20 protein-coding genes are annotated in these 24,280 nt (G+C 71.8%); 15 read left to right on the top strand and 5 right to left on the bottom strand.

The genetic code is table 11. The annotated features are described in order from the left end of the window. Nucleotides 1-6 precede the first annotated feature (6 nt). A complete protein-coding gene (locus tag ABZW17_RS12295) occupies nucleotides 7-756 on the bottom strand; it encodes a CDP-alcohol phosphatidyltransferase family protein (protein ID WP_354812489.1) in 750 nt (249 codons plus the stop codon). Between the two features lie 67 nt (nucleotides 757-823). Here ABZW17_RS12295 and ABZW17_RS12290 point away from each other — a divergent pair, with 67 nt between their 5' ends. From ABZW17_RS12290 to ribA, 6 genes are read left to right on the top strand one after another with little or no spacing between them, the layout of a single operon-like run. Then, a complete protein-coding gene (locus ABZW17_RS12290) occupies nucleotides 824-1,786 on the top strand; it encodes a zinc-binding alcohol dehydrogenase (protein WP_354812487.1) in 963 nt (320 codons plus the stop codon). A gap of 31 nt (nucleotides 1,787-1,817) precedes the next feature. Next, complete coding sequence (locus ABZW17_RS12285) at nucleotides 1,818-2,216, top strand: 6-carboxytetrahydropterin synthase (protein ID WP_103355431.1); 399 nt, start codon at nucleotides 1,818-1,820, stop codon at nucleotides 2,214-2,216. Next, entirely contained in the window at nucleotides 2,213-3,280 is a 1,068-nt protein-coding gene (locus tag ABZW17_RS12280; RefSeq protein WP_354812485.1) for a glycosyltransferase family 4 protein, read from the top strand. Before ABZW17_RS12285 ends, ABZW17_RS12280 begins: the two co-directional genes overlap by 4 nt. Beyond that, a complete protein-coding gene (locus ABZW17_RS12275) occupies nucleotides 3,277-4,104 on the top strand; it encodes a class I SAM-dependent methyltransferase (RefSeq protein WP_354812483.1) in 828 nt (275 codons plus the stop codon). Before ABZW17_RS12280 ends, ABZW17_RS12275 begins: the two co-directional genes overlap by 4 nt. Then, nucleotides 4,101-5,099, top strand: a complete 999-nt coding sequence (locus tag ABZW17_RS12270) for a lysylphosphatidylglycerol synthase transmembrane domain-containing protein (RefSeq protein ID WP_354812481.1) — start codon at nucleotides 4,101-4,103, stop codon at nucleotides 5,097-5,099. Before ABZW17_RS12275 ends, ABZW17_RS12270 begins: the two co-directional genes overlap by 4 nt. 13 nt (nucleotides 5,100-5,112) lie before the next feature. Further along, on the top strand, nucleotides 5,113-5,766 hold the full coding sequence (ribA, locus tag ABZW17_RS12265; RefSeq protein ID WP_354812479.1) for a GTP cyclohydrolase II: 654 nt from the start codon (nucleotides 5,113-5,115) through the stop codon (nucleotides 5,764-5,766). A 15-nt stretch (nucleotides 5,767-5,781) separates the two neighbouring features. On the opposite strand, the gene ABZW17_RS12260 is transcribed toward ribA, so the two are convergent. Then, nucleotides 5,782-6,492: a creatininase family protein gene (locus ABZW17_RS12260; protein ID WP_354812477.1), complete on the bottom strand. Its 711-nt coding sequence runs from the start codon at nucleotides 6,490-6,492 to the stop codon at nucleotides 5,782-5,784. Nucleotides 6,493-6,520: 28 nt separating this feature from the next. Here ABZW17_RS12260 and ABZW17_RS12255 point away from each other — a divergent pair, with 28 nt between their 5' ends. The 6 genes from ABZW17_RS12255 to ABZW17_RS12230 all read left to right on the top strand — a co-directional run bounded on the left by ABZW17_RS12255 (nucleotide 6,521) and on the right by ABZW17_RS12230 (nucleotide 16,076). Next, a complete protein-coding gene (locus tag ABZW17_RS12255) occupies nucleotides 6,521-7,321 on the top strand; it encodes an inositol monophosphatase family protein (RefSeq protein ID WP_354812475.1) in 801 nt (266 codons plus the stop codon). 138 nt (nucleotides 7,322-7,459) lie between these two features. Beyond that, nucleotides 7,460-8,941, top strand: coding sequence for a serine/threonine-protein kinase (locus ABZW17_RS12250; protein ID WP_354812473.1), 1,482 nt, complete (start codon nucleotides 7,460-7,462; stop codon nucleotides 8,939-8,941). 121 nt (nucleotides 8,942-9,062) lie between these two features. Continuing rightward, nucleotides 9,063-10,121 (top strand): glycosyltransferase family 4 protein, encoded by a 1,059-nt coding sequence (locus tag ABZW17_RS12245; protein WP_354812533.1) that lies wholly within the window; start codon nucleotides 9,063-9,065, stop codon nucleotides 10,119-10,121. A gap of 39 nt (nucleotides 10,122-10,160) precedes the next feature. Beyond that, nucleotides 10,161-10,706: an SLATT domain-containing protein gene (locus ABZW17_RS12240; RefSeq protein ID WP_354812471.1), complete on the top strand. Its 546-nt coding sequence runs from the start codon at nucleotides 10,161-10,163 to the stop codon at nucleotides 10,704-10,706. Nucleotides 10,707-10,840: 134 nt separating this feature from the next. Beyond that, nucleotides 10,841-11,179, top strand: a complete 339-nt coding sequence (locus ABZW17_RS12235; RefSeq protein ID WP_354812469.1) for a CU044_2847 family protein — start codon at nucleotides 10,841-10,843, stop codon at nucleotides 11,177-11,179. 4 nt (nucleotides 11,180-11,183) lie between these two features. Further along, a complete protein-coding gene (locus ABZW17_RS12230) occupies nucleotides 11,184-16,076 on the top strand; it encodes a tetratricopeptide repeat protein (protein ID WP_354812467.1) in 4,893 nt (1,630 codons plus the stop codon). A gap of 27 nt (nucleotides 16,077-16,103) precedes the next feature. Here ABZW17_RS12230 and ABZW17_RS12225 read toward each other — a convergent pair whose 3' ends face one another. Continuing rightward, a complete protein-coding gene (locus ABZW17_RS12225) occupies nucleotides 16,104-19,337 on the bottom strand; it encodes a GH92 family glycosyl hydrolase (RefSeq protein ID WP_354812465.1) in 3,234 nt (1,077 codons plus the stop codon). A 93-nt stretch (nucleotides 19,338-19,430) separates the two neighbouring features. Further along, nucleotides 19,431-20,753, bottom strand: a complete 1,323-nt coding sequence (locus ABZW17_RS12220; protein ID WP_354812463.1) for a PLP-dependent aminotransferase family protein — start codon at nucleotides 20,751-20,753, stop codon at nucleotides 19,431-19,433. Nucleotides 20,754-20,800: 47 nt separating this feature from the next. On the opposite strand from ABZW17_RS12220, the gene ABZW17_RS12215 reads away from it, so the two are divergent. After that, nucleotides 20,801-21,796: an aldo/keto reductase gene (locus tag ABZW17_RS12215; RefSeq protein WP_354812461.1), complete on the top strand. Its 996-nt coding sequence runs from the start codon at nucleotides 20,801-20,803 to the stop codon at nucleotides 21,794-21,796. Here ABZW17_RS12215 and ABZW17_RS12210 read toward each other — a convergent pair. After that, the gene (locus tag ABZW17_RS12210; protein ID WP_354812459.1) at nucleotides 21,724-22,626 is read right to left on the bottom strand and encodes a LysR family transcriptional regulator; all 903 of its coding nucleotides are present in this window, start codon (nucleotides 22,624-22,626) and stop codon (nucleotides 21,724-21,726) included. The genes ABZW17_RS12215 and ABZW17_RS12210 overlap by 73 nt on opposite strands. An 83-nt stretch (nucleotides 22,627-22,709) precedes the next feature. Between ABZW17_RS12210 and ABZW17_RS12205 the strand changes: the two genes are divergently transcribed. Together ABZW17_RS12205 and ABZW17_RS12200 are read left to right on the top strand one after the other, a co-directional pair. Further along, the gene (locus ABZW17_RS12205) at nucleotides 22,710-23,843 is read left to right on the top strand and encodes an MFS transporter (RefSeq protein WP_354812457.1); all 1,134 of its coding nucleotides are present in this window, start codon (nucleotides 22,710-22,712) and stop codon (nucleotides 23,841-23,843) included. Nucleotides 23,844-24,076: 233 nt separating this feature from the next. Further along, nucleotides 24,077-24,253 carry a hypothetical protein gene (locus ABZW17_RS12200; RefSeq protein ID WP_354812455.1) on the top strand — a complete coding sequence of 59 codons (177 nt, stop codon included), beginning with the start codon at nucleotides 24,077-24,079 and terminating at the stop codon, nucleotides 24,251-24,253. The last annotated feature ends 27 nt before the right edge of the window (nucleotides 24,254-24,280 follow it).

Here is a 24,280-nt window from a genome sequence, read left to right as displayed (position 1 = left end):
GAGGACTCAGGCCGCCTGGTTGTGGCCGTAGCCCAGCGGGCGGCGCAGGGTCGGCCGGGTGAGCGTGATGATCCGCGCCGGTGCCACGCGGTGCCGGGCCAGCCACACGACGTCCCGGCCGAACGACCACGCCAGCGACGCCAGCGCGAGCGCGACCGCCGTGAGCGTCACCGACGACGGCAGCAGCCCGGACACCGCCACCACCAGCACGACCCCCTGCACGGCCGCCACCGTCTTGCGGGCCATGCTCGGGTACAGCGGCGCCGTCAGCCACGGCATCGTCCACGACGCCGCGACGAACGCGTAGCGCATCAGGCCGATCGCCAGCACCCACAGCCCCAGCGTGCGGGACACCTGGATGCACAGCAGCAGGATCAGGAACGCGTCGACCTCCATGTCGAAGCGCGCGCCGAACTCCGACGTCGTGCCGGTGCGGCGGGCCACCTGCCCGTCGAGGCCGTCCAGCAGCAGCGCGACGCCGACCAGGCCGACCAGCCAGCCGAGCGAGAAGTCACCGGCGGCGATCAGGGACGCGGCGCAGCCGACGAGCACCGCGCGGGCGAACGTGATCCAGTCCGCCGGCCCGAAGGCGGGACGCCCGCTGCGGCGCAGGCCGACTTCGGTGAGCAGCACCAGCGCGAGGCCGTAGACGACGCCGGTCGCCCAGGCCAGCGGGCCGGAACCGCCCGCGACGACCCCCGCGGCGAGCACCGGCGCCGGGATCACCGAGCGCAGGAGAAGGTCCTGTTTGATCATCGTCGACTCCGCGAATTGCTCATAGGGTGGCGACACCAGCCTCCGGTCGCCCGCTGAGGAGAAACACGTGGAACAGGCTTTCTGGGTTCAACGGCCCGGCTCGGGTCAGCTGTGGGAGGAGCGGCTGCCCGAGCCCGGGCCGGACGACGTCCTCGTCCGCACGCTGTACTCCGGCGTCAGCCGTGGCACCGAAACCCTCGTCTTCCGCGGCGGCGTCCCGGCGAGCCAGCACGACGTCATGCGCGCGCCCTTCCAGGAGGGCGAGTTCCCCGGCCCGGTCAAGTACGGCTACCTCAACGTCGGCGTCGTCGAACGCGGCCCGGCGCACCTGACGGGCAGGACCGTCTTCTGTCTCTACCCGCACCAGACCGCCTACGTCGTCCCGGCGAGCGCGGTGACGCCGGTGCCGGACGCCGTCCCGCCCGGGCGCGCGATCCTCGCCGGCACGGTCGAGACCGCGGTGAACGCCGTGTGGGACGCCCGCCCGCGGCTCGGCGACCGGATCGCGGTCATCGGCGCCGGGATGGTCGGCGCGAGCGTCGCCAAGCTCCTCAGCGGCTTTCCGGCGACCCGGGTCCAGCTGGTCGACGTCGATCCGGCGCGGGCCGAAACCGCCGCCGCGCTCGGCGTCGACTTCTCGGCTCCCGAGGAGGCCCGGGGCGACTGCGACCTCGTCGTGCACGCGAGCGCGTCCGAACAGGGCCTCGCCCGAGCCCTGGAGCTGCTCGCGCCGGGAGGGGAGGTAGTCGAGCTGTCCTGGTACGGCGACCGCCGGGTGAGCGTCCCGCTCGGTGAAAACTTCCATTCGCGGCGCCTGGTGATCCGCAGCAGCCAGGTCGGGACGGTCGGGCGGCCGGACCGCAGCTACGCCCAGCGCCTCGGCGTCGCCCTGGAACTGCTCGCCGATCCGGCGTTCGAAGCGCTGGTCAGCGGCGAGTGCGCGTTTAAAGATCTTCCGTCCGTGCTACCCGGCCTCGCCGCGAATGAACTTTCCGCCCTGTGCCTCCGTGTTGTGTATCAGCCGCAGTGACCACGTCCACCCGAACGCATCGGAGGTCTTGGTGTTCAGCATCACCGTCCGTGACCACGTGATGGTCGCCCACAGCTTCCGCGGGGAGGTCTTCGGACCCGCGCAACGCCTGCACGGCGCGACCTTCGTGGTGGATGCGACCTTCCGCCGGGCCGAGCTCGACGAGGACAACATCGTCGTCGACATCGGCAAGGCCACGGAAGAGCTCAAGGCGGTGCTGAGCGACCTGAACTACCGCAACCTCGACGACGAGCCGGAGTTCAAGGGCGTCAACACCTCCACCGAGTTCCTCGCGAAGGTCATCGCCGACCGTCTCGCCGACGCCGTCCACGCCGGACGCCTCGGCGAAGGCGCGCGCGGCCTCGAAGGCATCGCCGTCTCGCTGCACGAATCGCACGTCGCCTGGGCGAGTTACGAGCGTGCGCTGTGAACTCCCTCTACGTGATCCTCCCGGGGGACGTCGACGACTCGTCCGTCCCCAGCGGCGGCAACACCTACGACCGGCGGATGTGCGACCGGCTCGCCGCGGCCGGCCTCGACGTGCACGAGATCGCCGTCGCCGGCAGCTGGCCGCGGCCGGACACCGAGGCCCGCGCGGTCCTCGGCCACCTGCTCGCCGCGCTGCCCACCGGCTCGGCCGTGCTGCTCGACGGCCTGGTCGCGTGCGGGGTGCCCGAGGTCGTCGTCCCGCAGGCGCGGCGCCTTTCGCTCTCGGTGCTGGTGCACCTGCCGCTGGCCGACGAAACGGGCCTGCCGCCCGCCCTCGCCGCCGAGCTCGACGCGCTGGAGCGCGAGACGCTGCAGGCGGCCGGCTCGGTCGTCGCGACCAGCGAGTGGGCCGCGCGTCGCCTGATCGCCCACCACGGCCTGGCCCCGCACCGCGTCCACGCGGTGACGCCGGGCGTCGACGAAGCACCGCTGGCCATCGGCACCGACGGCGTGTCCCGGCTGGTCTGCGTGGCCAACGTGACCCCGCGCAAGGGCCAGGGCGTGCTCGCCCAAGCCCTCGAAACCGTCGCCGACCTGCGCTGGACCTGCGAGTGCGTCGGCGGGATCCGCCGCGAGACCAAGTACGTCGAGCGGCTGCGCGAGCACCGGCTCGGCGCCCGCTTCACGCTCACCGGCCCGCGCACCGGCGCGGCACTCGAAGCGACCTACCACACCGCCGACCTGCTCGTGCTGCCTTCGCGCGCCGAGACCTTCGGCATGGTCGTCACCGAGGCCCTCGCCCGCGGCGTGCCGGTGCTGACCACCGACGTCGACGCGCTGCCGGACACGGTCGGCGTCGCCCCGGACGGCTCGGTGCCCGGGATGCTCGTCCCCGGCGACGACGTCGAAGCGCTGGGCGCCGCCCTGCGCCGCTGGCTCACCGAGCCGGCCCTGCGGACGCGGCTGCGCGCGTCGGCGAGGTCGCGGCGCGAGACCCTGACCGGCTGGGACGACACCGCCCGCCGGATCGCCGACATCCTCCTGCGGCAGGAGGCGGCGGCATGACCGCGTTCGCCCCGGACTGGCTCTACCTGCGGGAACCCGCGGACGCCGCGGCCCGCGCCACCGAACTGCTCGACCCGCTGCGCGCCCATCTGACCGACGACTTCACCGTCCGCGACCTCGGCTGCGGCACCGGCTCGCTCGGCCGCTGGCTGGCCGCGCGCCTGCCCGGCACCCAGCACTGGATCCTGCACGACCACGACACCGAGCTGCTCACCCACGCGCAGGCGAGCCTGCCCGGCACCGCCCTCGACGGCAGCCCGGTCGACGTCGTCGCCGAGCAGCGGGACGTCACCGCGCTGCGGGCCGCCGACCTCGCCGGGACGTCGCTGGTCACCGCGTCGGCGCTGCTCGACCTGCTGACCCGGGACGAGATCACCGCACTGGCCACGGCGGTCGTCGAAGCCGGCTGCGCGGCGCTGCTGATGCTGTCGGTCACCGGCAAGGTGGAGCTCTCGCCCGCCGATCCGCTCGACCCGGCCATCGCCGCCGCGTTCAACGCCCACCAGCGCCGGATCGCCGAGAACGGCCGCCGGCTGCTCGGCCCCAACGCGGTCGACGTCGCCGCGACGGCGTTCGGGCGGCTCGGCGCCACCGTCCGGCGCGCCGACAGCGCCTGGCGGCTCGGCCCCGACCAGGCGGAACTGCAGCGGCAGTGGCTCGAGGGCTGGGTCGCCGCCGCCGTCGAGCAGCTGCCGCAGCTGCGCCCGGTCGCCGACGTCTACCTGCAGCGGCGGCTCGAAATGGCGGCGGCCGGCGAGCTGCACGCGGTCATCCACCACGGCGACCTGCTGGTCCTGCCGCCGAGCCTGGAGGTGGCGGCGTGAAGCGCTTGTTCGCGTGGCTGCGGATCCTCGGTGCCTTCGCCATCCTCGCCGTCCTGGTCTGGCAGCTCGGCAGCGCCGCCTTCCTCGACGGCCTCGGCCGGATCAGCGTGCCCGGCGTGGCGGCCGCGCTGGTCATCGGGTGCGCGACGACGCTGTTCAGCGCGGGCCGCTGGCAGATCGTCGCCACCCGGCTCGGCCTGCGGCTTTCGCTGCGCACCGCGGTCGGCGACTACTACCGCGCGCTGTTCCTCAACGGCGTGCTGCCCGCGGGCGTCCTCGGTGACGTCCACCGCGCGGTGCAGCACGGCCGCGACAGCGGGGACGTGCCGCGCGGCGTGCGGGCCGTCGTCCTGGAACGCACCGCGGGCCAGGTCGTGCTGATCGCCTCCGCGGTCACCGTCGTGCTCGGGGCGCCGGACGTCGTGCCCGCCGCGTTCCGCGAGGTCGTCGTGGTGGCCGGGGTGGTCGTCGTGCTGGCCGCCGTCGCCGCGCTGGTCGTGGGCCGGCTGCTCGGCGGGCGCTGGATCCACAGCCCGTCGAAGGTCCGCCGCGGCTTCGCCGTCACCCTCGCCGACGTCCGGCTCGGCCTGCTGACCCGCGAGACCTGGCCCGCCGTCGGCTTCCTGTCGGTCGCGACGCTGGCCGGGCACCTGGCGCTGTTCGTCGTCGCGGCCCGTGTCGCCGGGGTCGGGGCGCCGGTGTGGCAGCTCGTGCCCCTGATGGTCCTCGCACTGCTCGCGATGGGCCTCCCGCTCAACATCGGCGGCTTCGGCCCGCGCGAGGGCGTCTGCGCCCTGCTCTTCGGCGCGGCCGGTCTGGGTGCCGCCCAAGGTGTCACCGTCGCCGTGGTCTACGGCGTGCTCACGCTGGTCGCGAGCCTGCCCGGCGCCGGTGTCCTGCTCGTCCGCAGCGTGGCCGGGGTGCGCCGGACCGCTCTTTTGCGGGGAAGTGCCGCACGAACAGCCCGTCGCTTCCAGGTGGAAGTGCCGGGATAGAGAGGTGGAGACCATGACAGCAAGCGATCTCGTAGGGGATCTTCCACGCCGGGCGGTGGTCGAGCGCGTCGTCGAGACCCGGTTGCCGACCCGGCACGGGACGTTCCGCGCGGTCGGCTACCTCGACCGCACCGGCACCGAACAGGTCGCGCTCGTGTACGGCGAGATCTCCCCGCTCGGCGCACTGACCCGGGTGCACAGCGAGTGCCTGACCGGCGACGTCTTCGGCTCGACGCACTGCGAATGCGGCGACCAGCTGGCGGCGGCCCTGGACCGGATCGTCGAGGAGGGCTCGGGCGTGCTGGTGTACGTCCAGGGGCACGAGGGCCGCGGGATCGGCCTGCTCGCGAAGCTCGAGGCGATGCGGCTGCAGCAGGACGAGGGCCTCGACACGGTCGACGCGAACGTCGCGCAGGGCCTGCCGGTCGACGCCCGCGACTACCACGCGGCGGCGGGCATCCTGACCGACCTCGGCATCCGCTCGGTCCGGCTGCTGTCCAACAACCCCAAGAAGGTCGAACAGCTCACGCGGTACGGAATCCGCATCAGCGAGCAGGTTCCGCTGCTGGTTCCGCCGAATCCGGAGAACCTGCGGTACCTGCGCACCAAGGCCGAGCGGATGGCCCACCTGCTCCCGCACCTGGACCAGGCGTTCACCGGCTCGTGAGTGGTAAGGCGCGTTCTAACGCGCCTTACCACTCACGAGCACGTCGAGCACCGTGGCGAAGCGCTGGACCAGCGTGTCCAGTACGACGTGCCCCTTCGCCGCGCTCGCCAGCGAAGGACGGCCGACCACCCCCGACTCCGTGTACGCCCGCAGGCCCAGCGTCAGCAGGTGCTCCCGGTCGGTGACGTGGTCGGCCTCCTCGTGTCCCGGGCGGACCAGGTGCGGGTGGGCGTGCAGCAGGATCGACGTCTCCAGCTCGCCCGCGTGCATGTCGTCGTCCAGCGACGTCCGCAGGCCGGCCGCGGTGTGCGCCGCCTGCCAGTCCGCGACCCCCGGGAACAGCGCCAGCGCGCCCGCCGCCTCCTGGACCACATTGGACAGTACGTAGTTGCCGCCGTGCCCGTTGACCAGCACGAGCCGTTCCACGCCCGAGGCCGTCAGCGACGCGGCGACGTCGGTGACCACGGCGTGCAGCGTGCGCGCCGAGATGCTCACCGTGCCGGCCCACCCCGCGTGTTCGTGCGAGCACGAGATCGTGACCGGCGGCAGGTGGAGCACCGGGTACGCCTCGGCGACGGCTTTCGCCAGCGTCGCCGCGATGATCGTGTCGGTCGCCAGCGGCAGGTGCGCGCCGTGCTGCTCGAAGCTGCCGACCGGCAGCACCGCGACCTTCGCGCCCCGCTCCTGCTCGTCGGCGGTGGTGGCGAGCGGGAACAGATCGGTCATGGCCGCGGCCCTTCACTAGGTTGGAGTCATGACCGAGCATGCCGCACTACTGGACGTCGCGCGCGAGGCCGTGGCGAAGGCGACGGAGATCGTCCGGTCGCGCCCGAGTTTTTCCGTTTCCGCGAAAGGCGATCGCGACCTGGTGACCGACGTCGACACGGCGGTCGAGGACGCGCTGCGGGCGTTCCTCGCCGCCGAGACGCCGGAGATCGGCATCCTCGGCGAGGAGCGCGGCCGCAGCGGGCAGCCCGGTGACCGCTGGTGGGCGCTCGACCCCATCGACGGGACGGCCAACTTCGCCCGCGGAATTCCGCTCTGCGGGATTTCCCTGGCCCTGGTGGACGGCGAGCACAGCACGGTCGCCGCGATCGCCCTGCCGTACCTCGGCGTCACGTACACCGCCGCGCGCGGCGAAGGTGCTTTCGCGAACGGAGAGCGCGTTGGCGCGTCAACCGCGACGGAGCTTCGCGACGCGATGATCGCCGTCGGCGACTTCGCGATCGGTGAACTCGCCGAGGAGAAGAACCGCGCCCGGCTGACGCTGCTGTCGGACCTCGGTGCGCGGGCGCAGAAGATCCGGATGCTCGGCACGGCGGCCATCGACCTGTCCTGGGTGGCGGACGGAAAGCTCGACGCCGCACTGATCCTGTCCAACAACCCGTGGGACACCATGGCCGGCGTGCTCCTCGTGCGCGAGGCCGGCGGCGCCGTCGTCGACCGCGACGGCAGCGAGCACACGGTTTCCTCCGCGGCGACGATCGCCGTCGGCGCCGGGCTGCGCAAGGAGATCGTGGACGCACTTGATCGCGCGTACGGGGTTGTTCGTTAGGATTCCGGGGTACACCGTGGGCGGCGCCACAGCGCGCGTTTGCGCTGTCCGCGCAAGGTTTTCGGCTACGTTGGTACCGGTCGGGCGCCCGGCCTGGCATGCTGACCGGATCTCGTCGGCCACATCGGAGAATGGTGGATGCTCGTGGAAAGTCGCCGGATCCGCGATCGGTACCGGCTGGTCGAGCCGATCGGCGGCGGCGCGATGGGCACCGTGTGGCGGGCGCAGGACGAAAAGCTCGACCGCACGGTGGCGATCAAGGAACTCCTGCTGCCGCACGACCACGACGAGCAGCGCACCGAAGAAGCGAAGAACCGCGCGATGCGCGAGGCGCGGATCGCCGCGCGGCTGCAGCATTCCCACGCGATCACCGTGTTCGCTGTCCTCGAGGAGGAGGACCGGCCGTGGCTGGTGATGGAGTACCTGCCGTCGAAGAGCCTGGCGGCGACGCTCGCCGACGGGCCGTCGACGGTGGACGACGCCATCCGCGTCGGCGTGCAGATCAGCTCGGCGCTGGCCGGCGCGCACCGCGCCGGGGTGGTGCACCGCGACGTGAAGCCGGCCAACATCCTGGTCGCCGAGGACGGCACGGCGAAGATCACCGACTTCGGCATCTCGCGCGCGATCGGTGACGTCAAGCTGACGGCCACCGGCGAGATCGCCGGCACGCCCGCGTACCTCGCGCCCGAAGTGGCCCGCGGCGAGGAAGCGGACTTCGCCGCCGACGTCTTCTCGCTCGGCGCCACGCTGTACGCCGCCGTCGAAGGGCAGTCGCCGTACGGCACCGCCGACAACCCGATCGCGTTGCTCTACAAGGCGTCCAGCGGTGAAGTGGTGCCGCCGGAGAAGGCGGCCCGGCTGACGCCGCTGCTGCTGCGGATGCTCGCCACCGAGCCGGCCGAGCGGCCGTCGATGGACGAGGTCGAGCAGGAGCTGCTGGCGCTGCTGCCGGACGCCGAGCCGGGCGACTCGGTGCTCGCCGCGACGGTCCCGGAGAGCGAGCCCCCGGCGGTGCCGCCGGTGCCGGCCGCGGTCACCGTGCCCGCGGGGGAGGTCACCACGGTGTCGCCGGGCGCGCGCAAGGGCCTGATCGCGGTCGGGGCGGGCGCGGCGCTGCTGTGCGTCGCGGTCGTCGTGGCGATCCTGCTGGTCGTGCGGCAGAAGGCCCCGGACGGCAACGTCGCCGCACCGCCGCCGACGTCGTCCACGCCGTCCACCTCGGCGTCCGCGGCCCCTTCGGCCCCGCCGTCGACACCCGCGCCCTCCTCGACGCCGGCGCCGGCGACCTCCGCGCCGCCGACCTCGCCGACGGTGTCGACCGTGGCTTCGTCGAAGACCCCGCTCGATGCCCTCACCGGCTACTACGGGCTGCTGCCGAGCAACCCGGCCGCCGCGTGGAACCTGCTCACGGACCGGTTCAAGGCGTCCCGCAGCCAGACATACGAGACGTACAAGAACTTCTGGAGCCGGTACAAGCAGGTGAGCGTGCTCAACCCCCGCGAGGCCGGGCCCAACCGGGTGTCCGCGACGATCACCTACGACGGCGGGAAGGCCGAGAACGACACCTTCACGCTCGTCCAAGAGGGTGGCGTCTGGAAAATCGACGCGCAGAGCAGCTGAACCATCCCGGCTCGGGGTGCGTGTGACGTATGAGCCGTCACCGCCGTCGACCCACGCTGGAGGTAGCTGTGCCCGTTCCCACCGCCTTGCTCCGGCGCGCGCGATGAGGCCCGCCGACCCGATGGTGTTCATCCTCCCGGCCGCGCCGCCGGGCAGCGACACCTACGACAAGCGGATGTGCCAGAACCTGCCCGCGGTCGGCCAGCCGGTGCTGGAGCTGCCGATCGCCGGCGACTGGCCCGAGCCGGACGCGACGTCGAGACGCAGACTGGCGCGGTCCCTCGCCGCGCTGCCGGACCGCACGGTCGTGCTGCTCGACGGCATGATCGCGGCCGGCGTGCCCGAGATCGTCGTCCCGCACGCGCGGCGCCTGCGCCTGGCCGTGCTGGTGCACCAGCCCCTCGCCGACGAGCCCGGCCTCGCGCCCGCGCACGCCGCGGAGCTGGACGCGTGCGAGCGCGAGACGCTGCGGATGGCCGGGATGGTCGTCGCGACCAGCCCCTGGCTGGCGAGGGTGCTGATCGACCGCCACGACCTGGACCCGGGCCGGGTGTACGTGGCCCGGCCGGGCACCGACGCGGCCCCGCTGGCGGCGGGCGCGGACGGCGTGTCCCGGCTGCTGTGCGTCGGCGACGTCACCCGCCGCAACGGCCACGACGTGCTGGTCCAGGCCCTCGGCGAGGTCGACCACCTGGCGCTGTCCTGCGTGTTCGTCGGTTCGCTGCAGGCGGACCCGGCCTACGTCGACGAGCTCGGCTGGTCGATCGAGCGCCTCGGCCTCGGCAACCGCATCACGTTGGCCGGCGACGCGGTCGACCTGGGCGCGGCCTACAACGCGGCGGACCTCCTGGTGGTCCCGGCCCGCGCGGCGACGTCCGGCATGTTCGTGGCCCAGGCGCTGGCCAGGGGAATCCCGGTACTGGCCACCGAGGTGGGCGGGGTGTACGACGCACTGGGCGTCGACGCGGACGGCGAGATGCCGGGCCTGCTGGTGGAGCCGGACGACCCGTACGGCCTGGCGGACGCCCTGCACCGCTGGTACGCGGACCCGGAGCTGCGGCGGTCGTTGCGCACGGCGGCGCTGGGAAGGGGCAGCGCACTGGAGGAGTGGGACGTGGCGGCCCGCCGGCTGACGCACGTCCTGTCCCGGCTGGCGTCGGAACCGCGGATCGTCGCCTGACGCTTGCCGTGCGGACGGCGGGTCCGAGAACCTGGCCCGATGGCGTCCCAGTCCCAGCGGTCCGGCCCCCACCTAGATTCCGAACGCGGATACCTCGCCGTCGCCGGCCCCGAAGCCGACCGGCCCCTGCGCGAGCTGCTGCTCAAGTTCCGCGACCTGGTCGCGGCCGACATGGAATGGGTGGACAGCCGCCGGCGGATCTTCCGCCGGAACGCCTCGATCGTGCGCATCGCCGCGCTCCTGCTCACCGCGGTCTCGACGGTGGTGCTGGGCATCCCGGAGATCCCGGCCCGCGCGTCGATCGCGCTGCCGATGGTCGCACTGGTCACGGTGCTCGGGGGGCTGGAAACGTTCTTCAGCTGGCGCTCGCGCTGGGTGCTGATGGAGGAGACGCGCTACCGCTTCAACCGGCTGCGCGACGAACTCGACTACTACATCGTCGCGACCCCCGCGGCCGAGCTGAGCCGCGACCGGCTCCAGGAGTTCTTCGACGAGCACCAGGGGACGTGGGCGGACGCGAGCCGCCGGTGGGTCGAATTCCGCAAGCTCGACCGGCCACCACAGGCCCCCGAAGTCCGCGGCTGACCGGTTCTCCTGCTCGCTCGTCACGCCGTCCACCGCGGGTGCGCCGGTTGCGGTTCGGCCTCGTCGAACACGGTCCGTAACACCTCGGACGAACGAAGCGACTGCTTCGGGTGTTGGCGAGGAGGGGAGTCGTGATGGCCGGTCAGGTTGTGCCGATGCGGTTCGGTGACGTCGAGGTGCTGGTGGCGACGGTGCCGGTGGTGGTGACCGGGACCGAACCGACGTCCAAGGCCGGCGAGGCGGGCGCGCGGGCGTTGGATGCGCTCGGGCGGGCGCACGACGTGATCGTGGGTGCGGCGGCGTCGACGGCTCGGCTGCTGGGAAAGCTGGCCGCGGAGTCGGCACGTCCGCAGAAGCTGGAGGTCGAGTTCGGGCTGGGGTTCTCGGCCAAGGGCAACGTGATCGTCGCGGGCGGCTCGGTGGACGCCACGATCAAGGTGAAGCTGACCTACGAGCCGAATCCCGCGGAGTAGGCCGGTGCCTCACGACCCGCGCATCCCCGGCTACCTGGGCCGGGTGCTGACCGACGACGGGACGCCGATCGGCACCTGTTTCCAGGTCTCTCCCGGCGTGCTGGCAACGGCCTGGCACGTGCTGAACGATCTGGGCCGCGGCGCCGAGGACGACGTGGTCGACGTCGACGCCCTCAACGGGGCCGTACCGGCGACGAAGGCGCGGGTGGTGCGGACGGATCCGCTGCGCGATCTGGCCGTGCTGCGGGCCGAGGTGCCGTTGCCGGGTTCGGTGGCCGGCTGGTTCGCGACCGACTGGGTGCCGCTGGGCGATCCCGTGGTCGTGACCGGGGTGTCCGAGGTGGATGATCCCGGGCACGAATTCGACTACCTCGACGCGTCCGGCGAATGGGCCGGCGGGACCACGCGCGACCGGGAGGTCCCGCTCGGGCGGCTCTCGTCCAAGGACGTGGTGAAGGGGATGAGCGGCGCCCCGGTTCGCCGGCGTGCCGACGGCCATGTGGTCGGGGTGGTGTCGGCCCGCTACAACTCGGGCGACGACTGGCTGGTGCACACGGTCTGGGTGGCTCGCAGCGAGGACGTGCAGAGCCTGCTGGCCGGGATCGAGGACGTCGCGGTCGAGGGCGCCCCCGATCTGGGGGAGGCGGTGGACGTCGTTCTGACGGTGGCCGACAGCGAGGTGCGGTTGACGGGACCGTTCCCGGAGGTTTCCGCGCCGCACCGCGGGGTCGGCCCCGGGCTGGCGGCCGCGTTGGGTGACGTGCGCCTGGCCCGTGCCCGCGCCGGCGTGCTCGGCCGTACGGCGGCGCCCGAGGCGGAGCGGGAGGAGTCGGTGGGCGCGGTGTCGCTGCGCCGGGCCGGCCGGCTGCTGGCGGAGTCGTTCCTGCCCGAGCCGGTTTCGGACGCGCTCGCGAAGGTGATGCGGCGGGCGACCGCGGAGCACCTGCCGGTCCGGATCGGCGTCGACGCGCCGGGCTGGTCCGGGCTGCCGTGGGAGGCGATCCCGGACCCGCTCACGGCGCAACCGCTGGCGCTCTGCCCGTTGGTCACCGTGTTCCGGCGGATGAAAGCGCCGAAAGTCCGGGACATCCCGGGGCCGTTGCGGATCCTCGTGGCGATCTCCGCCCCGGAAACCGGCGGCGGGGCCGTACTGGACTACGAACGTGAACTGCGCAACGTGATGGCGGCCGTCCGCGGTGCCCGCGCCGGTGCCGCGGACGTCCGGGTCGTGCCGTTCGCCACGACCGAGGCCATCCGAGCCGCCCTGGACGAGGCGCCGGCGCACGTGCTCCACGTGTCCTGTCACGGCGGTCCGGGCACCCTCGACCTGGAAGACGACCAGGGTGCGCTCCGGCGTATCTCGGCGGCCGACCTGGTGGCGGAGGCGATCCCGCCCGGCAAGATGCCGCCCGTGGTGTGCCTGGCCGCCTGCTACACCGACGTCCCCGGCGAAGACGCCCCGTCGCTGGCGGCGGGTCTGGTCGAGCACGGCGCAAGCGTGGTGATCGGAACGGAAACGTCGGTGACGGACTGGTACGCCACCGCGTTGTTCGCCCGCATCTACCAGCAGCTGGCCCAAACCGAGTTCCCGGACGTGGTCGCGGCCGTGGCCGACGCGCGCCGGACCGTCCAGACGCAGCTGGCGTCGTCCAGGCATCCCCGGGAGAGCCGGTTGGCCGGCCTGGACGAGTGGAGCGTCGTCACCGTGCTGGCGGCGACCGGCTCGACCAAGGTGTTCGACCCGGCGACCACCTCGGCGGTGCCGCACCGGCACCGGAAATCCGTGAAAGGGCTGCTGCAACGCGACTACGGAGAATTCGTGGGGCGACGGCGCGAGCAGCGCACGTTGCCGGCGGCGCTCGCCGGACCGGACACCAGCGGCGTGGTGCTGCACGGCATCGGCGGGGTCGGCAAGACCACGTTGGCCGCGGAACTGGTCCAGCACCTGAAATTCGGCGTCGTCGCGGTCATCCAGGGCGAAGCGTCGGTGGACGACATCCTGGCCAAGGTGACCGGCGCGGTCCGCCGTTATCTCGCCGTCAAGGGCGACCAGGACTCGCTGATGAGAGCCCTCGACTACGCCCGGAGTGTGGACGCGCCGTGGCAGGAGCGGTTCACCGTGCTGCGGGAACAGGTCATCGACCACGTTCCGGTGCTGGTGGTGCTGGACAACTTCGAGGACAACCTCACCGAACGCCGGATCGAAGACGGCACACTCGCCGAACTTCTGGCTTCCTGGGCCGGAGACCCGGGCGAAAGCCGGCTGCTGATCACTTCCCGCTACTCCTTCACCCTGCCCGAGCAGGCGCACGAGAACCTTCGGTTCTCGCTGGTGGGGCCGATGTCGATGGCGGAAACGCTGAAGTTGATCTGGGCCCTGCCGGCCCTGGACCTGCTGGACACCGACGATATCGAGCAGGTCTGGCGGCTTGTCGGCGGCCATCCCCGCAGCCTGGAATACCTCGACGCCCTTCTCAACGGCGGCCACGCCCGGTTCCGCGATGTGACCAGACGTCTCGCCAACGCCGTCAAAGCCCGGCCCGACACGCAACCGGCGCTGACGGCGGACACCCTCGATGCCGCGCTGGCCCAGACGTTGACCTTGATCGCCGACGACATCCTGCTCGACGAACTCCTGAAATCCCTGGAGAGCTATCCCCGCGCTCGTGACCTGCTGCTCGGTGCCTCCGTGTACCGGGAGTCGGTGGATCTGAACGCGCTCCTGTTCCAGATCGGGGAAGTGGACGAATCCGCGGAGTACCGGCCGGATTACAAAGGTGCCTGGGATCGCATCAACGGTGTCTTCGAGCAACACGGGATCGATGCGGAGACTTTCGAACCCGGCTTGCTGCCCCCCTCGGTGCTTGCCCAGATCCGGTCCGACTTCGAAGAGCTGGAAACGCCGCCACGTCCACCGCGGCGGACGGCTCTCGACCTGACCGCACTCATCACCGAGCTGGCGGCGACGAGTCTCCTGACCGTCGACTGGGCCGAGAAGTCGGTCTTCGTCCACCGATGGACGGCGTACGAGATCGACCGCCAGATGCGCAAGCAGGACCGGGTGGAGGAGATCCGGCGTGCCCATGCGCGTGCCGCGGAATACTGGGAATGGCGGGTCGGCGTCTGGCCGCAGGATCGCGATCGCGACCTGCACGACAACCTCGAAGCCCGCTACCACCTCATCGCTGCGGACCAGCCGCAGGACGCGGAAGAAGTCACCCGGTTCATCGTGCAGCGGCTGCACGTCATCGGTGCCTGGGATCACGAACACACCCTCATCCACGACACGCTCGACCGCCTGACCGATGCGCCGGATCTGCAAGCCGTCTGGCAGCACCAGCTGGGCATTGTCGCGCAAGCGCGCGGCGATTACGACGAGGCCGAACGCCGCTACCTGGTGGCCCTCACCATCAACGAGGAACTCGGCAACCGCGACCGGATTCCCACCAGCTACCACCAGCTGGGGACGCTTGCCGAATCGCGGGGCGACTACGCCGAGGCTGAGCGTCGCTACACCGCGTCCCTCACCATGAAGGAGGAACTGGGCGACCGCGCCGGTATGGCCAGCAGCCACCACCAGCTCGGCAACCTTGCCTACCTGCAGAGCGACTACGCCGAAGCCGAACGCCGGTACACCGAATCCCTCGCCATCAACGAGGAAACGGGCCGACGCACCGGTCTGGCCGTCGGCTACCACCAGCTGGGGATTCTCGCCGAGGCGCGGGGCGACTACGCCGAGGCCGAGCGTCGCTACACCGCATCCCTCACGATCAAGGAGGAACTGGGCGACCGCGCCGGTATGGCCAGCAGTTACCACCAGCTCGGGGTTCTCGCCGAGGCGCGGGGCGACTACGCCGAGGCCGAACGCCGCTATACGGCCTCTCTCACGATCAGTGAAGAGCTCGGCGACCGCGCCGGTCTGGCCATCAGTTATCACCAGCTGGGCACCCTCGCCTACCTTCGGGGCGACTACGCCGAGGCCGAACGCCGGTACACCGCATCCCTGGCGATCAGAGAGCAGCTCGGTGACCGCGCCGGCATGGGCACCGTCTACCACCAGCTCGGCATGCTCGCCCAGGTGCGCGGCAACTACGAGGAAGCGCAACGCCGGTACACCGAATCCCTCGTCGTCGACGAGGAACTCGGAAACCGGGCCGGGGTGGCCGTGAGTTACCACCAGCTGGGGGTGCTCGCCCAGTTGCGGGGTGACTTCGAGGAGGCCGAACGCCTCTGTTCCGCCTCCTTGGCTCTGAAGGAGGAACTCGGGAACCGGGCCGGGGTGGCCGTGAGTTATCACCAGCTGGGGGTGCTCGCCCAGTTGCGGGGTGACTTCGAGGAGGCCGAACGTCGCTACGCCAGGTCCTTGGCCCTCAAGGAGGAGACCGGCAACCGTGCCGGAATCGCCATCAGCTACAGCGCGCTCGGCATGCTTGCCCACGAGCGTGGTGACCTGAAGGAGGCGGAAGACCGGTACATCGCAGCCCTCACGATCCAAACCGGACTCGGCGACCGCGCCGGTGTGGCCGCCAGCTACCACCAGCTCGGCACGCTCGCCCAGACGTGTGGGGAGTACGCCGAGGCTGAGCGTCGCTTCGTCGCATCTCTCGCCATCAACAGCGAACTGGGCAACCGTGCCAGTGCGGCCACGAATCTCAGTCAGCTCGGCATTCTGGCCGACGACAAGGACGAGCTCGCGGAGGCCGTCGAGTGGCACAGCCGAGCCGTTTCGATCTGTGTGCAGCTGAATCTCCCCGCCATGGAGTTCAACCTGAAACGTCTGCGCTCACTTCGTGAGAGGCTCGGCCGGGAACTGTTCGCCGAACGAGCCTCTCGTGTCCTGCCGCCCGCCGACCTGAGCGCAGTGACCGCCCTGCTGGACAGTGCTGGTCCGGCATGAACCACCGGCGGCCACTGCTGACGCTCGTCAGGCCAGGGTGAGGGCGTAGATCTCCACCCGCGGATCGTTCGGCAGGCTCACCGACTGCACGGTCTTCCCAGCATCCAGCCCCGCCGAAATCCCGAACAACCGCACCGGCGGCCCGTCGACCCCGCTGCCCGCCTTGATCCGGTGCGGCATCTCCAGCACCACCGGACTCCCCGACCCCGCCCAGTCGCCGAACGTCAACGCCGAATCAGCGCTCGTCCCGTCCGTGTAGTGCGCGGTCACCGTGGTCGACACCGGGCCGTTGTGCGACGCCCCGACCAGGCGGAGGGTCGCATGCTGACCCGCCGGGAGCAGCAGCGACTGCCCTCGGGCCTCCACGAAGTTGGGTGCAGTCCCCGAAGCGTCCGGAGCCGCGTACGTGACGCCGTCCCAAACCACCGGGCCGGCCGCCGGCAGGAGGGAAGCGTCGTAGCTCCAGCCGCCGCCGTCGAAGTTGCCTTCCGTGGACGCGGCCACGGTTGCCGTGCCGTCGTGGTTCAGGTCGCGGCTCAGGTCCACGGCGCACTGCGGGCCGGGTGACACGCACGTCGACGGCGTCCGGACCTCGATCGTCGCCGTGCGGGTCACCGTGTTCGGGCCGGACACCCTGACCTGCACCGGGTACGTCCCGACAGCGGTGCCCGCGGGCACGGTCACCGTGATCGGCGCCGTCCGCTGCACCGGCAGCCGTCCCGACCAGACCACGAGAAACGGCTGGACCCGCGACTTCCACGGTGAAGTGACCGAGACCGTCACCGGCTGCACCGCCGGGTTCTGCACCACCACGTCCAGGTCGAGGTGCACCTGCTGCGCCGCACCGGACGGGATCACCACCGACGTCTGGCGCAGCGAAGCGTCGACGTGCCGCCGTGAGTCGCCCGGTGCGTTGTTCACCGACGGCGGCGCCGCGGACGGCGACGTCCCCCACGAAGACGGGCGAGCACCCAGCTTGTGCGACAGCGTCCCGCCGTGCGCCAGGGCCGCCCAGTCCAGGGACGTCTGCCGGACGTCGCGGCCGTCGAGGGACACGCTCTGGATGTACCGGTTCGTGTCGCTCGCGCCCGGGGCCGACACCGTCAGCGTGCCGCCCTGCGACCGGCCGTACTGTCCGATCCGGACGGTCGCCGACTCGAACTGCGGGCTCGACACGGCCAGGAAGTTCGCGCCGCTCATCGTCGGGTACAGGCCCAGCGACGAGAAGACGTACCAGGCCGACATCGTGCCGAGGTCGTCGTTGCCGGTCATGCCGTCGGGACCGGTGGTGAACAGCGTCATCGCCGCGCGGACGACCGTCGCCGTCTTCGCCGGGGCGCCGACCCAGTTGTACGTGTAGGGCGCCAGCAGGTCGGGCTCGTTGTTCGGGTTGTACGTCGCCTTGCCGTAGTAGTCGTACGGGCTGGCGATCCAGTCCTTCCGCGCGGTCCCCGCCGGGTCCTTCAGCAGGTTGCTGTAGGCGAAGAACGAGTCGAGGCGCTTCTCGGTCGCCGTCCGGCCGCCCATCAGCGAGACGAGCCCGGCCGGGTCCTGCGGCACGAGCCACTGGTACTGGTAGGCGCCGCCTTCGTGGAACTGGTGGTCGGCGTCGATCGGGTTGTACGGCGTGAGGAACGTGCCTTCGGTGGTGCGCGGGCGGAACGCTTGCGTCGAGGAGTCCCACAGGTTGCGGTACCACTGGCCGCGGTCGGCGAACATCCGCGCGTCGGCCTGGTGGCCCAGACCACGAGCCATCAACGCCAGCGCCGCGTCGGCCGCCGAGTACTCCATGGTCGCCGACGCCGGGTGCTCGCAGTCGTTGTCGCCGCCCTTGGCCGCGCAGTCCTTGCCCAGTTCGAGGCCACTCGGGATGTATCCGCGGTCGTTGTAGTAGTTGACGCCGGAGCGGCCGTTGTACGGCGAGTCGGCGGGCGGCGTGCTCGTCGCGTTCTTCTTGAGCAGCGCGTACGCCTCTTCTTCGTGCCCGGCGAGCAGGCCTTTCGACCACGCTTCGACGAGGAACGGCGTCACCGGGTCGCCGGTCATGATGTTCGTTTCGCTCTCCGCCAGCGCCCACCGCGGCAGCCACCCGCCGTCCCGCCCGATCGCGACGACCGACAGGGCGACATCCCGCGCGACCTGCGGTTCCAGCATCTCCAGCAGCTGGTTCTGCGGCCGGTAGGTGTCCCACAGCGAGAAGTTCTGATACGGCGTGTAGCCGCTCGCGGTGTGCACCTTGCCGTCGAAGCCGGTGTACGCGCCGTCGGTGTCGCCGGCCAGGTTCGGGTGCAGTTGCGCGTGGTAGAGCGCGGTGTAGAACGCCGTCTGCCGCTCGGTCGTGCCGCCGCCGATCTTGATCGCGCCGAGCCGGTCCGCCCACTGCTGGTGCAGCGCCGCCCGCGTCGCGTCGAAGTCGTAGTTCGACGTCTCCGCGGCGAGGTTCTTCCGGGCGCCGTCCGGACCGGTGTAGGACAGGCCGACCTTGAGGACGACGTCGTGGTCGGTGGTCGCGTCGAAGCTCGCCCAGGCGCCGTTGCCGCCGGTGCCCGCGGCGTCGCGGTTGCCGGGGGTGCGCGTCGAGCCGCGCCAGGTGCCGAACGAGCTGAACGGCCGGTCGAAGGTCGCCGTGAAGTAGACGGTGTGCTCGTCGTGCCCGGCGCAGAACCCGCCGGCCTTGACCCGCCCTTCGAGCGTCCGGTCGCCGACGACGTGGATCTCGGAGTCCTTGACCGACTGGTTGGCCTGGCCGGTGTTGAACAGGACGTTCGCCTGGCCGGTCGACGGGAACGTGTAGCGCTGCCAGCCGGTGCGCGCGGTCGCCGTCAGCTCGGCGTTGATCCCGTACTTCTGCAGGCCGACGCGGTAGTAGCCCGGCTCGGCGTGCTCGTCGTCGTGGCTGTACTCGGACTTGTAGGCGTCCTTGTCAACGTTGTCCACGGCACCGGTCGTCGGCATGATCGGCAGCTCGCCCATCACGCCGCAGCCGACGCCGGACAGGTGCGTCTGGCTGAAGCCGTAGATCGCGTTCTGCAGGTAGTCGTACCCGCCCTGGCCGCCGGTGTCCGGGCTGACCTGCACCATCCCGAACGGCGCACTGGCACCGGGGAACGTGTTGCCGAAGTTCTGCGTGCCGACGAACGGGTTGACCAGGCTCACCGGATCGACCGGCGCGGCGGCGGCCGCGGTGGCCTGGCCCGTGGCGGCGACCACCAGCCCGACGGCCGCGGCGGCGACCAGCCGTCTGCTCTGCTGCGACCCCATGGGGCGCACCTCCCAGTGGTGACAACGTTGTCAGAAGCGGACTGTTCAGCAGCCTTTCACATCGGCGGCCCGGTTGGGAAGGCGGCAACCAGGTCAAACCGTTGTCATAGCCCGCCGAAGCAGCCGCGCGGCGGCTTCGACACCGGTGTCGGCGAGGTTGCCGTAGCCGAGGACGAGCGCGGGCTCGCCGGGCGCGGTCCGGTAGCCGTCGAGGTCGGCCACCTTGACGCCGGCCGCTTTCGCCGCCCGGACGACGGCCGCGGCGTCCCGGTCGAGGTGGAGCACCAGGTGCAGGCCGGCCGCGACGCCGGAAAGCCGCGCCGGCCCGAGCGCTTCGACGAGCTTGTCGCGCCGCGCCCGGTAGCGCAGCCGCGCGGCGCGCAAGTACCGGTCGTAGCCACCGCTTTCGACGAACCCCGCCAGCGCCAGCTGGTCGACCACGGACGGCGGGTGCGCGCGCACTGTCCACTGTGGAGGAAGCACGGCCCAGCCGAGCCCGAGGGCGGGGCTGAGCGTCTTGCTGACCGACCCGAAGAGCGCGACCCGGCCCGGATCGGTGCCCTGGAGGGTCCCGACGGGCCGCCGGTCGTACCGGAATTCGGCGTCGTAGTCGTCTTCGAGGATCAGCCCGCCGACGTCCCGCGCCCAGGTGAGGAGCTCGGTCCGCCGCCGCGGCGAGAGGACGCAGCCGGTGGGGAACTGGTGCGCGGGCGTGACGAGCACCGCGCGGACACCGGCCGGAATCCCTGCGACGTCGAGGCCTTCGTCGTCGACCGGCACCGGCTCGACGGTCATCCCGGCGCCTTCGGCCGCCCGCCGCAACCGCGTCCACCCGGGATCCTCGACCGCCAGCCGGGTGCTGCCGCGCTCGACCAGGGCGCGGCAGACGCTCCGCACGCCGTCGGTGACGCCGCCGCAGACCAGCACGGTGCCGGGCGCGGCGCCGCGGACGCGCCGGAGGTAGTCCGCGAGCACCCGCCGCAGCCGGGGGTGGCCGTCCGGTTCGGGCAGCCCGAAATCGGTGTGCGGCGCGTTCGCGAGGACCTCGCGCACCGCCTCCGCCCACGGCCGGCGGGGGAAGTTGCGCAGGTCGGGCAGGCCCGGAGCGAGGTCGTACCGCGGCGGCGCCGCGCGTGCCGGTTCCTTCGCCGCCACCGCGTCACCCACCTGCCGGACCCGGGTGGCCGATCCGGTCTGCCCGGCCAGGTAGCCCTCGGCGACGAGCTGGGCGTACGCCTGCGTGACGACCCACCGCGAGCACCCGAGCTCGGCCGCGAGCCGGCGGCTCGGCGGAACCGTGCCGGCCAGGACGCCGTCCCGGATCGCCTTGCGCAGGACCCTGGCCAGCTGCTCGTGCTTCGGCCCCGGGCCGGTGAGCTCCAGCAGCACGCCCCAATCGGTCTGTGATCCCACCACGGAATCGGACTGTAGTACCGGACCGATCCGCGCCTAGCGTGATCGGCATGAAGAAGGTGGAACTGGGCCGGACCGGCCAGTACGTGAGCCAGGTGTCGCTGGGCTGCATGACGATGGGCACCTCGACCGACGAGCAGGCGTCGGCCCGCATCCTGGACGCGTACCTCGACGCCGGCGGCGACTTCCTGGACACGGCGAACTGCTACGCGTGGTGGGCGGGCGAGCAGTTTTCCGGTGGCGAAAGCGAAACCCTGCTGGGCCGGTTGCTGCGGGGCCGGCGCGACCGGGTCTTCCTGGCGACGAAGGTGGGCGCGGGCATCACGGACTTCCCAGCCGCCCGCGCGGCTTCCCGCCCGGACGGCACGACGGACTGGGAAGCGCGCGAGCGGACGTACGAAGGGGCCGGGGCCGCGGTGATCGAGCGCGAGGCCGAGGCGAGCCTGCGGCGGCTGGGCACCGACCACCTCGACCTCTACTACGTCCACGTCGACGACCGGCGCACCCCGCTCGAGGAGACACTGTCCGCTTTGGACGGACTGGTGCGGTCGGGCAAGGTGCGGTACACCGGCTGGAGCAACGTCCGCACCTGGCGCCTGGAGCGCATCCGCGCGCTGGCGCAGGCCAACGGCTGGGCGTCCCCGGTGGCGGTCCAGGTCCAGCACTCGTACCTGCGCCCGGCCGGCGCCGACGTCCCGTCCATCGCCGGCGGCGAGCTCCTGGACTGGCTGTCACAGCACCCGGACGTCTCGCTGGCGGCGTATTCCTCGCTGCTGCGCGGGATCTACGACGACGCAGCCTATCGAGAGTCCACTTCGGTCTGGCGGTCCTACGCGGGCCCGGACTCGGAGGCACGCCTGGCCGCGGTCGCGAAGGTGGCGTCGTCGCTGGGGGCGACGGGCAACCAGGTGGCGCTGGCGTGGCTGCGGCACCACGGCGTCATCCCGCTGATCGGGCCGCGCACGTGGGAGCACTACGAGTCGATCGCCCCGGCGTTCACTTTGGACCTGCCGGCCGAGCTGCTGTCCTTGCTGGACAACGCGTAGGCGGTGGCGAGCAGCGCGGCGACACCCGGCTTGTGCTCGTCGCGACGCCGCCACGTCATGGTGACGCCGGTGGTCGCGCCGGCCAGCGGGACGGCGACCGCGCCCGCGTGCTCGACGAGGGCGGGCACGAGCCCGCAGCCGAGGCCGGCGGCCACGCACCGCGCGAGGGCGGCGAGGCTGCCGACCTCGGCCTCGACGACCGGCCCGTCGAGCCGGTCCAGCATCTCCCGGAAGCCGCAGCCCTTCGGCGTGGCGAGGAAACCGACGCCGTCGAGGTCGCCGGGCCGGATTTCCCCCTGGTCCGCCAACGGGTGTCCCGGCGGGACGATGACGACGAGCGGCTCGGTGCCGAGTGACGCGCTCGCGAGGGCCGGGTCGGCGGGCGCGTCACCGAAGGTGAAGCAAACGTCCACTTCGGACTGTTGAACGGCTTGGTAGAGCTCGCCGCGGCCGCCCTCCCGGAGCGTGACGCGCACGCGCGGCCACCGCGTCCGGTACGCACCGAAGAGGGCTGGAATCCGTTGCGCGCACAGCGTTTCGAGGGCGCCGATGGTCAGGTCGCCTTCGGGTTCGCCGCGTTCCTCGTCGACCGCGGCCCTGGCCTCCTCGACGAGTTCGAGCACCTGGTCGGCGTACCCGACGAGCCGTTCATCGGCCGCGGTGAGCCTCAGCTGCCGCCCGCGTTCGAACAGCTTCGAACCGAGCGTGCCTTCCAGGGCCTGGATCTGCTCGGTGACGCTGGACTGCGCGTAGTGCAGCTCGGCGGCGGCGCGGGTGAAGTTGAGCGTCCGCGCGACGACGCGGAAAGTGCGCAGGTGACGCAGTTCCATGGCAGCCCCCATCGGCGTTCCCGATCGCCGCCATCGTAACTGCCTGCTTCCGCCGATGTCACCGAGCGTTCAGGCTTTCCCTCGTGGCAAGACTCCTCACCGGCCTTTCGCTGGGTTACTTCCTGGTCATGCTGGACACGACGATCGTGACGGTCGCCCTGCCGGCTCTCTCGCCTTCGTTGCCGGCGCAGCAATGGATTTCGAACGGCTACACGCTGACGTTCGCGGTGTTCCTGCTGCCGGCGGGCGTTTGGGCGGACCGGTTCGGCGCCCGGCGGGTGTTCTTCACCGGCCTGGTCTCCTTCGCGGCCCTGTCCGCTTTGTCGGCGCTCTCCTTTTCGACGTCCCTGCTGATCGCGCTCCGGGTTCTCCTCGGCGTGGCCGGCGCCCTGCTGGTGCCTTCGTCGCTGTCGCTGATCGCGGCGGCGTGGCCGGCGCCGGCCACGCGGGCGAAGGCGATGGGCGTCTGGGCGGCGGTGAGCGGCACGGGCCTGGTGGCCGGGCCCCTGCTCGGAGGTGTGCTGACGGAGGCGTTCGGCTGGCGGGCGATCTTCGTGGTCAACGTCCCGGTGGCCCTGGTCGCGCTGGTCCTGTCCCGGCCGGCGCCGCCGACCCCGCCGAGGTCCGGCCGGATGCTCCCCGCGCGGCTGTTCCGGGTGCGGGCGTTCCCGCTGGGGCTCGCGGCGGGCGCGATCGTGAACTTCGCCCTGTCCGGGGTGCTGTTCGTGCTGTCGCTGTATTTCCAGGAAACCCGCGGATATCCGCCGTCGGCGGCCGGACTGGCCTTTCTTCCGCTGACCGTCCCGACGGCGTTCAACCCGATTCTCACCGGCCGCTTGGTGGCTCGTTTCGGGCCGCGAATTCCGGCGATATCCGGCTTCGTGCTGATGTCCGGGGGCACGCTGGTCCAGGCGTGTTCGACGTCGGTGGCCCTCTCGGTGGTCGCGCTGGCGTTGCTGGGCTTCGGGGTGTCGCTGGCGATCCCGTCGCTGCTGACGGCGGTGGTCGCCGCGGCTCCGGCCGACCTGACCGGCGTCGCCGGCGGGGCGCTGAACGCGGTCCGTCAGGCGGGCGCGGCCCTCGGCGTGGCCGTTCTGGGGGCCGTGCAGGCCGGCGCGACGACGTCGATCGCGCTGGTCACGGCGTCGGGTCTGCTCTTGGTGGGTGCGGCGGCCGCCGCGGCCATCCCGGCGGCGGAGAAGCAGCCGGTGCGCTGAGCCGGAGGCCGCGTTCCCCCCTCGAGAACGCGGCCTCCGGGCGTGCCCGCAGCATCCGCGCCGCGTGTGGACAAGAAGTGGACAGTGCGTGGATGCGGCGGCGGAAACTGTTTCCTGTTCGTTTATGAAACAGGAAACCCCTTGTTGGTGGCGGTGGTGGCGCGAATCCTCTTTGGTGAGCGCGGAAATTCTCCGAAGCGCTCAGAAATCACCGTTTCCGAGGAGGATTCGTCATGTCCAAGAAGCTGCTCAAAATCGGTGGCCCGGCGCTCGCGATCTGCGCGCTGGCGGCCCTGCCGCTGCTCGGTTCCACCACGGCGTCCGCGGACGACAACGGCAGCGCCCCAGCGGCCGCCGTCGTCACCCCGACGCCGACGGACACCACCGACGGCAACCCCTGGCACGGCTGACGCGCCGGCCGTGGGTGGCGGCCGTCC

This window comes from Amycolatopsis sp. NPDC004625, assembly GCF_040609695.1.
Lineage (GTDB): Bacteria > Actinomycetota > Actinomycetes > Mycobacteriales > Pseudonocardiaceae > Amycolatopsis.
The sequence above is the reverse complement of the archived record's forward strand: the minus strand, read 5'-3'. Positions and strand labels throughout refer to the sequence as shown.